Raw genomic sequence first — 11,866 nt, 5'->3', positions numbered from 1 at the left:
GATTCAAATGATACAATTTGAAATATGTTTAAAACAGAAGGATTTTGAGTTATTAACAATTAAAAATTGAATTATAAAGAAAATGAAAGCAGTTCAAAGCCAAAAAGCTAGTCATCTGAAAATAGTTTCATTGTAATGTCCTAAAAAAGGTTCAATTCTTAAGACCATCTTTCAAAAAATGAATCCGGCAATAAATGAACGTTTGTATATAGCTGTTTATTAAAGGTCAACCGTTAAGTTAGTTATAATCGGTTATCCTACTATTTGCTTTCCAGTAACAAAAGGTTGCTCATAATGCCGTTGGCCCGTTGCTTTGTACAATGCATTGGCCACCGCTCCAAAAACAGGGGGAAATGGCGGTTCTCCCATACCCGTTGGGTCGATTTCATTCTGCACAAAATGTACGTCGATTTCTTTCGGTGCCTCTTTCATACGGATCATTTGGTATTGGTGGAAATTGTTTTTCTGTGGTACCCCATCCTGAAAGGTCAATTCCCCATAAAAGGCGTTACCAATACCATCGGTAATGGCTCCCTCGGCCATGTTTGTTGCCGCATCAGGATTTATCACAACCCCACAATCAATGGCACAAACTACTTTTTCAACAACAGGTTTACCATTCTCCATCTTTAAATCTAGTACATGCGCCGCATAGGAGTTATGGCAAAAATAGGCCGATACTCCTCGATGTTTTGTTGCATCATTTTCTTTCCAAGCCGATTTTTCACGAACCAATTCCAGGACTCCGGCGTACCTATCAGCATCATAATCATTCCGTTCGCCTACAGGATTTTCCTTGGCGCGTTTTAGCAGGTCCAAGCGAAATTGAATGGCGTCCTTGCCCATGGTTTCAGCAACTTCATCCAAGAACGCTTGTTCGGCACCGGCCATAAAATTAGATCGTGGAGCTCTAAAGGCACCTATGGTAATGTTGGAATCAATGGTCCACTCTTCTGCCATATAATTATCAATGGCCCCTGCCGGAAAACGATTGGCGAACAATGGACTCTCCGGCACCCCGCCTGCTTTAACATGTAATGCCGTTAAATTATTGTTTTCATCAAAAGCCGCGCGATAGGTTGCGTGATAGGTTGGGCGATAAATTCCATTGGTCATATCGTCTTCACGGCTATATACTAACTTGATAGGTGCATTGACTTTTTGTGAAATCAGGGCCGCTTCCACTACAAAGTGGGCATAGGCCTTGCGGCCAAAACCACCGCCCATTCTTGGAAGGTCCATCTCAATATTCTCTTTCGGTATTCCCAGACTACTAGCAATGGTAGGGATGATCAAAGACGGAATCTGTATTGGCGCTGCAATTTTCGCCTTATCACCCGCTACATGGGCAAAAGCATTCAAGGGCTCCATGTTATTATGAGCAAGAAAAGGCGCCGAGTAACTTCTTTCCAAAACCGTTGTTGCATTTTTAAAGGCTACTTCTGGATTTCCATCTTTTCGGACAACTTTTCCCGGTTTTGCAGCAAGTGCTTCCATTTGTGATTTATGGGTCGTGGTAGATTCCAGTCCTGCGGGAATGTTAATCGTTTGTTTTCCACCAAACCCAGCGATTGTTTCCGAATAGGCGGTAATGGGTTGCCATTCAACTTTTAATTTCTTTTTAGCTTGCATCACCTCCCAAGTAGAGTTGCCCACTATCGCAACCAATTCAGGAAAAGCGTTGGTGTCGAAACCGCCTTTTTCATATCCGTCCTTAAAACTCTTGATCGTAACCACATCCTTGATTCCAGGTAGGGCTTTAGCCGCTTCACCATCCACTGATTTTAAGGTCAAACCAAAAGCTGGTGGATGTTCGATCATGGCGATCAACATTCCTTCCTCTTGAATATCCATGCCAAATAGAGGCCTACCGGTTACAATGCTTTTTGCATCTACATTTTTTTGCGAACGGCTGACCAGTTTAAAATCCTTTACCTCTTTTAGTTGTACTTCTTCGGGTACGGTAAGTGTTGCTGCAACTGAAGCCATTTCTCCGTAACCGGCCGATTTTTTGGTGGCTGCATGTTGTAATACTCCTGCTTCTGCGGTAATCTCTTCCTTGGGTACCTGCCAGGTTTCTGCCGCCGCCGCTATCAACATCTGCCTTGCGGTTGCTCCGGCCATTCTAAGCGGCTCCCATCGGGCACTTATTCCCCTACTGCCCCCCGTAAATTGAAATCCATATTTGTCTGCATGATAGGGTGCTTGTTCCACTAGCACGTCTTTCCAATCCACATCCAACTCTTCTGCCACCAACATGGGCATGGATGTCCTGATATTCTGACCGAATTCCGGATTGGGCGTATAAATGGTTACAACCCCATTATCACCGATTTTCAAATACGAATTCATCTCGAACCATTCCTTGGGCATTTCCCTGACCGCTATCTCTTTTGCCTGCTCAGACTTGCAGGAGTTTAAAATACTAAAGCCAAGTACCAAACCGCCACTTGCCAAACTTGTATTCTTGATAAAGGCCCTACGTCCCATATGCGTCTTTAGCTTTGTCATCTCCTAAATTTTTTAATTAAACGTTTTCCGAACTAGCGGCTGTTTTTATTGCTTTTTTGATTCGCGTATACGTTCCACACCTACAGATATTCCCGTTCATAGCGCTTTCAATTTCTTCGTCCGACGGATTGGGATTCCTTTTCAACAAGGCCGAGGCCGACATTATCTGCCCTGCCTGGCAATATCCGCATTGGGGTACATCGATTTCCAGCCAAGCTTTTTGTACAGGATGATCACCATGTTCCGACAGTCCTTCAATGGTCGTGATTTTTTGCTCCCCAACAGCAGAAACAGGTAATTGGCAAGAACGTACCGCATTGTCACCTAAATGCACCGTACAGGCACCACATTGAGCGATACCGCAACCATATTTAGTACCTACCAATTTAATATGGTCTCTTAGCACCCATAGCATTGGAGTATTTGAATCAACATCTACACTGTGTTCCGATCCGTTAATATTTAAGTTGAATATTGCCATTTTTAAAAAATTTACTTAAAAATAAAGATTATATATTGGGTGTTGCCTACGAAATTCAAACAGTTTTAACCTACTTTGTCAAAATCCTAATTGTTTTTAGTTTTTGATAGTCAGGGGTTTAATCTTTTCAAGCCATTCCACAAGTAATTCTTTCACTTCTACTTTACGGTTCCCTTTTATGGCCAAGTAAATTCCATCCCTCTCAATACCCCCGGTTACCGAAAACCCTTCTAAAATGTTGCAATCGGAGCAAAGGCTTTCCACCGTTCTAAAGCTACTTCCAATACCGTACCCAGCATTAGTGTTAAAAGGAATGACCGTTTTATCCTTAAGGTCGTGCCGGGTCAAAAAGCTTTTAATTGGTGGAGGCAGTTGCATTCCCCATGTGGGGAAGCCTAAAAAAACGGTATCATACTTGTCCATATTTATCTGTGTTTTTAGGGGCGGAAGAAACCCGGTGCGATTTTCTTCTGCCACTTGTGCCACAATCGACTTGTAGTTTTGCGGATAAGGATTTTTTAATTCCAGTGCCACCACATCGCCGCCCACATTTTCATGGATCATTTCGGCCACAACCTTAGTGTTTTTCGTTCTTGATAGATATACGATAAGAATGTTGTCAGCTTCATTCAGGGACCCTTGGGCACTGCACCATCCGGATACCAAGAAAACAATAAATATCCAACGGCTCACTATCATTTTTTGATCTTTAATTTCCTGTAATCTGTTGGCGTATATCCTACATGTTTTTTGAAAAAGGCGCTAAAATGATTTACTTCCATAAAGCCTAGGACCGTGGCTATGGTAGTAATTGACCAGTCATTTCTTTTGAGCAATCCCCTCGCTTCCTTAATGAAACGTTCATTAATATTTTGGGTAGTCGTTTTACCAGTATATAATTTTACAACTCTGTTCAAAGAGTTTACATGAATATTTAATATTTCCGCAAAATCTGAAGCTTTACGCAACTTTATGCGTTGTGTGTCCTCTGATATGGGGAATTGTTCCCTCAGTTGCATCAAAAAATTTTCGGCTATATGAGTATAGGTTTTTTGATTTGTTGAGAGGGAAGAATCCATATTTTTAAAATCGATAACTACAGTTTTTTTTGGCGTGTCCTTCTATTGGTCTATCAAGGCAGTTTCCGGGCCACGGACACCTACCAGTTGTATCTTCTCCAAAGCATTCCTGAATTCCTTTAATTCCGTATCGGAGAAAGTAACGTTCAGTGCACCTTGGTTTTGTTTTACATGATGCAGTTTCGTAGTTCCTGGAATAGGAACAATAAAAGGTTTTTGTGCCATGACCCAAGCCAAAGCTATTTGGGCCGGAGTGGCATCTTTTTTTCGTCCCCATTCGCGTACCAACGTGAGCACCTCCATGTGCGCTTCAATAGCTTCCGGTGTAAAATAGGGCACTTGAGATAAGCGGGAATCACTTGAAAAACGGCTATGCTCGTTGAACTTATCGCCCAAAAATCCGCGACAGACCGGTCCCCAAGGAACAAAACCAATTCCTAATTCTCCACAGATATCAATAACTTCATTTTCAAGAGCACGTTGTATCAAAGAATATTCACTTTGCAAAGCAGCAACAGGCTGTATGGAGTGGGCCTTTCGTATGGTTGTGGGGGAAACTTCTGAAAGTCCGAAATGGAGCGCCTTCCCTTCCTTTATCAAATCCTTGACCATTCCGGCAACGTCCTCAATCGGAACGTTTGGGTCCAAACGATGTAGGTACAACAAATCGATACGATCGGTACGAAGGCGTTTCAGCATACCTTCAACCGCTTTTCTTATATTTTCTGGCCTGCTATTTCTTGCCCCACGACTTCCGGTCGAAAGCTCAAACCCGAATTTACTGGCAATGACCACTTTGTCCCTAATGGGCTGCAGTGCCTCACCAACCAATTCCTCATCTGTAAACGGGCCGTACACTTCGGCCGTATCAAAAAAAGTAACGCCCAAATCATAAGCCCCACGGATTACGGGAATCATATCCTTGGTATCCCTTGGTGGATTGTAGCTGCCACTTTTCATGCTCATACAACCTAACCCAATTGGCGAGACTTCCAATGCGCCCAGCATTCGCTTCTCAGGGCTGGAAGCTGTTTTTAAACCCTCAATTTTATCAAGTGCATTTTTCCCATTGGCAAAAGCCAGTGGGCTTGCCACTATACCCGCTCCCAAAAGGGCAGATTTCGATATAAAATTTCTTCTGTTTACTGAATTACTATTCTTTTCCATGCCAATATGCTGTTATCGTAATATTTTAAAATCCAAAAAATGGACTAAATTCCTCGTGATTGTAGTTCGTTTCTCAATTTGACACCCTTTTCAATGACATCCAATCTCGCTTTTCTTGGATCTGGTTTTCCAACGGCTTCACCATCTAACTGTATATCCATAATTTCACCTTCATTTTTAGTATAGACTGGCCAGTTTGGTAATCCATCTCCATTCGGGTTTCCGTTCTTGGCGAAATTTACCCAGTACCAATTCATGATTTCCGCCACTTTTTTATCTTCAGGAGTTGTCTCTGGATTACCCCAACGTGCATCAAGATTATTAAACACATAGCCAACTTCGGAACCATGGCCGGCACCGTATTTCATTCTTTCCTTCATAAGTTCGGGTACAAAACCAAAATGGTAAATAAACGTGGGTTCCCCTTGTTCCGCGAGAGCCCTTGCGGCAAAACGTCCCGATTCTCCCCATACCCAATCGGTATTGAACTTGGTAATCACCTCTTCAAAATCTTTGGTGCCATCAGGATCATAGGCAGCTTGTGCTTCCTCCTTAAACTCGCCAAAAAGTGAAAACAGTTCTTCTTTTGTCTTACTGTTGTTGACAAAGCCACCCCCGATTTCGGCGCTGTTAGAACCGATTATCAACGGTATTTGCATTTGTCTACCAGCGTTGTAGGCACTTTCAGCTGTTTCTACCACCAACGAACCATCCAAAATAGGTCCTGAATACGTTCTTGGACCACCTTCACCATCCGTTTCCTGTCCGCCATCCACAATTTTTTCCACCGGCAATGCTCGTAACTTGGCCAAGGCATCGGCATCCGTACCTTCTATACCCTGTTTATGGGCAAAGTTAATTCCAATGGTCTCCGCGGAAACTGGATAAAAAGGGGAGGCATTTTCTTCCTGTATAGGCCTTCCGGTAAGGACCCCATCACGGGCTCCACCAGATTCACTTATGGCCTTATGGAAAAGTCCCTTCGCATCTGGAATGGTCATTAAAGAGTGTACAGATACTCCACCTGCGGAAAAGCCGAATATGGTTACGTTATCAGGATTACCACCAAAAGCGGCAATGTTCTTTTGCACCCATTGCAGTGCTGCAATTTGGTCCATATAGGCATAACTGCCTTTATGTTCTTCAGGATGTTCGGCACTCAATGCTGGAAATGCAAAATGCCCCAAACGACCCAAACGGTAATTGATGGTGATTAAAATCACTCCCTTCTTAACAAATTCATCACCCGCGATTCCAGCTCCGGAACCACTTCCACCGACAAAGCCTCCACCATGAATCCAAACCATGACGGGCAGGTTCGCACCCGTATTTGCATCCCCGGGTTTCCACACATTTAGGTACAGGCAATCCTCGGATGAACCTTCACTAATGGTTCCCGGTGCCCCGCCCCATCCGGACTGTGCACAATTGGCACCATATTCCGTGGCATCCAATTCACCTTCCCAGGGGGATAATGTTTGAGGGGCCCTCCAACGGAACTGACCAACTGGTGGAGCAGCAAACGGTATTCCCTTAAAACTAGCTACACCATCTTCATGGACACCTCGAATTACCCCTAATTCGGTCTTTACTTTGGGTGCACTTTCTTGCGCAGAAATAGTAACTCCAAGGAGTACCACCAATCCTAAAATGTGTTTTTTCATTTTTGTGTTTATTAAACTACGTTGTTCAAGTTATTCCCTAGACATTGTTTTGCTAAAGGTCAGATCGGCCAATTTCCAAGTGTTATTCTCCTTTACATAAACTTCCGTTACCATGAAGGGATTGGTCACTTCATTGCTGCCGACTACGGCCAGCAGCGTAATTTGGTTCCACAATATAACGGTATTATCATTCAAGACTTCGACCATGACTTCATGGACATCGGCCTTTTTGTAGTGAATAAACCCACCTCTAATGATGTCTACTTCGCGGTCCTTCCCCCACGTACCGCCCATGTGTACAAATTTTGCCTTGTCATGAAAAAGGTCTTCCAATTTGTCCGCATCCTTATCGGCCATCCATTGCCATTTTTGGGTGGACAGCTCCCTGATTTCCTTTTCTAAATCAGTCGATTGGGCAAGGGCGACTTGTCCTGTAATCAGCATAAGCAATAAGCCTAATAATATATTTTTGTTCATTATATTGTATTTGTTCTGATGTATTAATGCGCAATTTCATGAGTATCACGAACGCTGCTAAAGGTGAGGTCCAATAATTTCCAATCGTCGCCTTCTTTTTTATAGAATTCGGTCACGGTAAATTCCGTTGTGACGTCATTTCCCCGGACATGGGCCGTAAGGGTTATTCTATTCCAAAGTACCACGGTGTTATCATCAATAGTTTCCACGACCACATCGTGTATATCGGCATTTTTATACCAAATGCTTCCCGTCTCGATGATTTCCAGTTCCCTGTCCTTTTTCCAGGAGCCGCTCATGTGTACAAACCTTGATTTGTCATGAAACAAATTGGCCAACTTGTCCACATCCTTATCAGCCATCCATTTCCATTTGGCTTTGGAAAGTTCCTTGATCTCATTTTCAAGACTTGAATTGTTAATTTCAGGAAGCGGTATTTTGTTATAATCCTCAACACTAAGTTCGTCTGTCCATTTGGTGGGTGTGCTACCACCTATCGCCAAATAGGTTACTGCACTTTTAGGAGTGGCACCATGCCAATGTTCTATGTTGGGAAGGCATTTGATTACATCACCAGCGCGCATCACTTGTACTTCCTTGCCTTTTTCCTGATAAAAACCAACTCCGTTAGTGATCAACAATTGTTGGCCGTCTGGATGTAAATGCCAATTGAGAAATGCTCCAGGTGCTGAAACCGCTTGGGCTACGTTATGTTTAAAAGTTTCATCAGCATCTACAACATGCGTAAGCCAAATATCACCGGTATGGTGTATGTTTTTCGCTTTTGCCCCCATCGGAAAAATAGCTTCTTGCGCAAAGGAAGATATGCTTAGCACACCTATAAATAAGCCTATCAATAATGCTCTCATTTTGTTTTATTTAATTGATTTAGATTATAAATTACCTTTGCCAAAGCTATGGTATAATTCATAGGATAGGCTTACCACAATTACGGATTTACCTACCATTATTACGGATTTCAGGGGTGTAAACCATTTGCTCACAAAGCATTAACTAAATTCGAACAACAGTTTTCTTCTCTGTCCAACACAAAAGATTAGATATGGGTCGATGATTATTGTTCCAAATTTAAATTTAGGTGCGGTGTACCCACTGAATGGTGAACATGATTTAACAGAAAGAAGTTAGATGAAAGAAAAACATTCAGGATAACCTGATTCAGGTAGCGAAACAAAAATATCCGACCCCTGATAAATCATTAAATAAAATTGCATGCGACCTTGATTTTTATATCCACAGCATTTCAAAAGACTTTTTAAGAAAATGGTGGGGTATATCCCTCTGGAGTATCGGATGTTGAACTAATAGTTTCCAGCATCCAAAGTTATTCGCCAATTTCGAACTAGAACTTGTATTTTTTAAAAACCATCGACATCGATTCAGGATCAATAGCTTCCATATCAATCAGTTTTAAATCTTTTACCATTTCTGCTGTGGTTGTTTTATACTTTTGAAAATGAGGTGTTTTCAAATGTGATTCGTAAGCTTCCTTATTGGCATAAATTTCCAAAAGTCGTATCTGTGTAGGATTTTCCTTTTGAAACATGGGGTAAATACAGATTACCCCGGGCTCCAGCATAAGTGATGCTTCCGATTCCTCTTTCAGTATCTCTAAATATTCATCCAGATAGTCCGTCCCAATTTCAAGTTCCGCAATGCGAACCATCATTTTTCCTTGATCAGTATCCGCCTTTAGGGCATCATCGCTTTGCCCCAAACCAATTAAAGACAGATGCAGTAATACCAATAACAGCCCCAATTTTTTAGTCAGCATAGTATCATTTTTTATCCAATCCTTTTTCCTTTAGCCATTCCGCTAACAATACGGCCACCTTTTCATTGTTCAGGTCGGACATTGGAAAATGGGTATTTCCCTTTAGGCCCTTTTCTGGAAGGTGTACCAATGTGGCATCACCCCCATGCTTGTTCACCGTGGCCGTCCAAAGCTTTGCCATTTGCAAGGCTGCACGCCATTGTTCCTGGCCAGGATGCTCCACAGGTTCGTTGGGTATATAATCCCCATAATAAATAATAATGGGTATTTCCGTCAATCGTTTAAACGCTGTCATGGGTACGCTTCTCGCACTTAATGCTCCTCCCACATAGGGAATGGTCTCAGGGACTTCCCCTTCCGGAAAGACAAAATTACTACCGGGTTCATAGGATGCAATGCCCTTGATGTTCCTATTTTTTAAGGCCGTCAACCAACCTTGGCCGCCACTATGGGAATGGGTAACCAAAACACCTGGTCCAATCTTATCGAACAGAGTGGAAACCGCCTCTATGTTAAGGTTGATGTTCAATGGTCCAGTATCCGGGGTAATTTGCCTAAAGAACTGGTTCAAAGCCCCTGGATCATCAGAAAACTGAACATCTGGATAAAATGTGCTTCCCGTCCCCAATCTGAATATCCCAAACCACAACTGATCATCCGTGGCTGCTGAAATCGTAGTAGGTTCCGTGCTCCTTCCTGATAATCCTCTACGGGGCTGGTCAATAAGGTATATGGGAAAATTACGCCTTAAAAATAGCGTTTGAAACCCCTCCCTGCCATCTGGGGTCGTTTGCCAAGTACGCATGCTCTGTCCATACCCATGCCAAAAAACCAAGGGTAATTTTTTTGCACTATCAGGAATTTGATAAAAAACAGTGGCATGGTCTCCATGCAAGGTTTGTCCTTCGGTAGCCTGATTGGAAGGGTTGAATGCCCCATGGGTAATTGGGTCAAAAGTACCGGGGCTAGATTTAATGCTTCCACCAACTGCAAAGCTGCCTTGCTCTACAAGGGTAACGGGTTGCTTTTGAGCATAAGCATCATTTACCAATAATTGAACCATTAAAAGCAATAACAATGTTGTCTTGATATTTTTCATCACTAAGATTTTATTAATTTGAAAGTATAGAGGTACTTCTTAATTTCCATTTAAATATTGTTCTTCGGTCACAGGATCTAGCCATTCCGTTGGACCGTCAACTCTGCTTGTTATAGCGATTTGTATGAACGGTTTTTCTGCGCTTGCACCGTGCCAATGTGGTGTGTTTGCAGGGCATTTGACCACATCGCCTTTTCGTAGTATTCTTTTCTCACTACCCTTTTCCTGATAATAGCCTTCGCCATCTAAAGACATAATTATCTGTCCGTTGGGATGTGAATGCCAGTTGGACCTAGCCCCGGGATCAAAGGTTACCGTTCCCACTGAATTTTGGTTCACACTATCCGCCATCACTTGCATATGTACCCAAACATCGCCAATGAAATTGTTGTTCGTTACCTTATCCCCTTTCGGAAAAATCAATTCTTGTTGGGAACTCAAATCGACGGTTTGATTTTTCTCGGCTGCTTGCTTGCAGGAAAATATAAACGTTCCCATCAATATAATCGCTAAAAGATTTTTTCTGTTCATAGGTCTGTAGTTGAAAGATGGTTTTGGTAAAAGTCCACTAATTTATTTACTGCTTGATTCACATATTCTGGCTTCCAATAGGTTTCTATATGGGTAGCACCTTCGATAAGGAACAATTCCTTGCTTTTCGAATTGGTCGCTATCGGAAAAGCATCCATTGTCAAATATAATGTTTGGGCATTGCTGCCAGCAATCATTAATAAAGGTTGGTCTATGAGGTCAATATCGTCGGTAGCATCCCAGGCCATTAAATCCATTAAACTGCTTGTGGTGTAAAGAAAAGTCGAATTGGGGTGGGCGTGGGTCCTAAAATAATATTCATAGCCTTGACGATAAAAAAGCGTTGAAACTTTTGCTAGTTCTTCGTCGGTAATACCGTCTACACCGGAATAAACGATTTCGCCGCCTCCAGCCTCCTGTGCTCTTGCCTTTGAAGCTTGCTTTAGCCTTTCTTGAATGGTCGAAATCTGCGAATTCAAAAAGCCATTTTTTCGTACAATTCCTGTATTGAACATACTCAGGGTTGCCACCGATTTAAACCGTTTATCCGATTGAACCGCTTTCAACGTATAGCCTCCGCCGCCACAAATGCCCAAAGCACCTAAACGTTCTCTATCGACCCCAGGATACTGTGAAATAAAATCGGCCATTCCTCGGATATCTTCGGTACGAAATTGGGGTTTGTCCGTATGGCGCGGCTGGCCCCCACTTGCACCCTGATAAGCAGCATCTGCCGTAATGGTAATATAACCGGCCTCTGCCAAATGCTGTGCATATAGGCCTGCTGTCTGTTCCTTTATCCCTCCGTTAGGATGTGCAATTGTTATTGCCGGATATTTATTTGTCCGGTCATAATTGGCTGGTGTATAAACATTGGCCGCAATATCGATTCCGTTCAGTTTGTAGGTAACAGGATGTATGTTGACTTTTCCATCCACATTCTCCGTAATTGCTCCCTCATATACCAATCCAAAAGGGTTTTTTTCGCTTTGTGCCCTAATCGACTGATGTATTGATAACATACTCATTAAAATGAATAATCCTATATATTTCATTTCCTTA

Annotated in this window: 12 protein-coding genes; all 12 read right to left on the bottom strand. The window is 42.6% G+C overall.

Annotated elements, in window-relative coordinates; genetic code table 11:
- Positions 1-252: 252 nt before the first annotated feature.
- Positions 253-2,511 carry a xanthine dehydrogenase family protein molybdopterin-binding subunit gene (locus tag PHU20_RS07510; RefSeq protein WP_274824738.1) on the bottom strand — a complete coding sequence of 753 codons (2,259 nt, stop codon included), beginning with the start codon at positions 2,509-2,511 and terminating at the stop codon, positions 253-255.
- Positions 2,512-2,527: 16 nt separating this feature from the next.
- Positions 2,528-2,992 (bottom strand): (2Fe-2S)-binding protein, encoded by a 465-nt coding sequence (locus tag PHU20_RS07505; protein ID WP_274824737.1) that lies wholly within the window; start codon positions 2,990-2,992, stop codon positions 2,528-2,530.
- Positions 2,993-3,088: 96 nt separating this feature from the next.
- Positions 3,089-3,691: a flavodoxin family protein gene (locus PHU20_RS07500; RefSeq protein ID WP_274824736.1), complete on the bottom strand. Its 603-nt coding sequence runs from the start codon at positions 3,689-3,691 to the stop codon at positions 3,089-3,091.
- Entirely contained in the window at positions 3,688-4,011 is a 324-nt protein-coding gene (locus tag PHU20_RS07495; RefSeq protein ID WP_274824735.1) for a helix-turn-helix domain-containing protein, read from the bottom strand. The genes PHU20_RS07500 and PHU20_RS07495 overlap by 4 nt, the downstream gene beginning before the upstream one ends.
- Positions 4,012-4,113: 102 nt before the next feature.
- Positions 4,114-5,238 (bottom strand): aldo/keto reductase, encoded by a 1,125-nt coding sequence (locus tag PHU20_RS07490; RefSeq protein WP_274824734.1) that lies wholly within the window; start codon positions 5,236-5,238, stop codon positions 4,114-4,116.
- 44 nt (positions 5,239-5,282) lie between these two features.
- Positions 5,283-6,902 carry a carboxylesterase/lipase family protein gene (locus tag PHU20_RS07485; RefSeq protein ID WP_274824733.1) on the bottom strand — a complete coding sequence of 540 codons (1,620 nt, stop codon included), beginning with the start codon at positions 6,900-6,902 and terminating at the stop codon, positions 5,283-5,285.
- A 30-nt stretch (positions 6,903-6,932) separates the two neighbouring features.
- Complete coding sequence (locus PHU20_RS07480; RefSeq protein WP_274824732.1) at positions 6,933-7,379, bottom strand: nuclear transport factor 2 family protein; 447 nt, start codon at positions 7,377-7,379, stop codon at positions 6,933-6,935.
- 23 nt (positions 7,380-7,402) lie between these two features.
- The gene (locus PHU20_RS07475) at positions 7,403-8,248 is read right to left on the bottom strand and encodes a DUF4440 domain-containing protein (protein WP_274824731.1); all 846 of its coding nucleotides are present in this window, start codon (positions 8,246-8,248) and stop codon (positions 7,403-7,405) included.
- A gap of 494 nt (positions 8,249-8,742) precedes the next feature.
- On the bottom strand, positions 8,743-9,174 hold the full coding sequence (locus tag PHU20_RS07470) for a putative quinol monooxygenase (protein WP_274824730.1): 432 nt from the start codon (positions 9,172-9,174) through the stop codon (positions 8,743-8,745).
- A 4-nt stretch (positions 9,175-9,178) separates the two neighbouring features.
- Positions 9,179-10,273, bottom strand: coding sequence for an alpha/beta hydrolase (locus PHU20_RS07465; RefSeq protein WP_274824729.1), 1,095 nt, complete (start codon positions 10,271-10,273; stop codon positions 9,179-9,181).
- A 39-nt stretch (positions 10,274-10,312) separates the two neighbouring features.
- Positions 10,313-10,804, bottom strand: a complete 492-nt coding sequence (locus PHU20_RS07460) for a cupin domain-containing protein (protein ID WP_274824728.1) — start codon at positions 10,802-10,804, stop codon at positions 10,313-10,315.
- The gene (locus tag PHU20_RS07455) at positions 10,801-11,859 is read right to left on the bottom strand and encodes an alpha/beta hydrolase (RefSeq protein ID WP_274824727.1); all 1,059 of its coding nucleotides are present in this window, start codon (positions 11,857-11,859) and stop codon (positions 10,801-10,803) included. Before PHU20_RS07455 ends, PHU20_RS07460 begins: the two co-directional genes overlap by 4 nt.
- Positions 11,860-11,866 lie beyond the last annotated feature (7 nt).

It is taken from the genome of Maribacter polysaccharolyticus, assembly GCF_028882255.1.
Lineage (GTDB): Bacteria > Bacteroidota > Bacteroidia > Flavobacteriales > Flavobacteriaceae > Maribacter_A > Maribacter_A polysaccharolyticus.
This window is presented reverse-complemented; position numbering and strand designations above follow the sequence as displayed.

What these genes read in the sequence shown, in the direction of transcription:
- PHU20_RS07510 (WP_274824738.1), bottom strand. Translation starts at nt 2,511, where the DNA reads ATGACAAAGCTAAAGACGCATATGGGACGTAGGGCCTTTATCAAGAAT.
- PHU20_RS07505 (WP_274824737.1), bottom strand. Translation starts at nt 2,992, where the DNA reads ATGGCAATATTCAACTTAAATATTAACGGATCGGAACACAGTGTAGAT.
- PHU20_RS07500 (WP_274824736.1), bottom strand. Translation starts at nt 3,691, where the DNA reads ATGATAGTGAGCCGTTGGATATTTATTGTTTTCTTGGTATCCGGATGG.
- PHU20_RS07495 (WP_274824735.1), bottom strand. Translation starts at nt 4,011, where the DNA reads ATGCAACTGAGGGAACAATTCCCCATATCAGAGGACACACAACGCATA.
- PHU20_RS07490 (WP_274824734.1), bottom strand. Translation starts at nt 5,238, where the DNA reads ATGGAAAAGAATAGTAATTCAGTAAACAGAAGAAATTTTATATCGAAA.
- PHU20_RS07485 (WP_274824733.1), bottom strand. Translation starts at nt 6,902, where the DNA reads ATGAAAAAACACATTTTAGGATTGGTGGTACTCCTTGGAGTTACTATT.
- PHU20_RS07480 (WP_274824732.1), bottom strand. Translation starts at nt 7,379, where the DNA reads ATGAACAAAAATATATTATTAGGCTTATTGCTTATGCTGATTACAGGA.
- PHU20_RS07475 (WP_274824731.1), bottom strand. Translation starts at nt 8,248, where the DNA reads ATGAGAGCATTATTGATAGGCTTATTTATAGGTGTGCTAAGCATATCT.
- PHU20_RS07470 (WP_274824730.1), bottom strand. Translation starts at nt 9,174, where the DNA reads ATGCTGACTAAAAAATTGGGGCTGTTATTGGTATTACTGCATCTGTCT.
- PHU20_RS07465 (WP_274824729.1), bottom strand. Translation starts at nt 10,273, where the DNA reads ATGAAAAATATCAAGACAACATTGTTATTGCTTTTAATGGTTCAATTA.
- PHU20_RS07460 (WP_274824728.1), bottom strand. Translation starts at nt 10,804, where the DNA reads ATGAACAGAAAAAATCTTTTAGCGATTATATTGATGGGAACGTTTATA.
- PHU20_RS07455 (WP_274824727.1), bottom strand. Translation starts at nt 11,859, where the DNA reads ATGAAATATATAGGATTATTCATTTTAATGAGTATGTTATCAATACAT.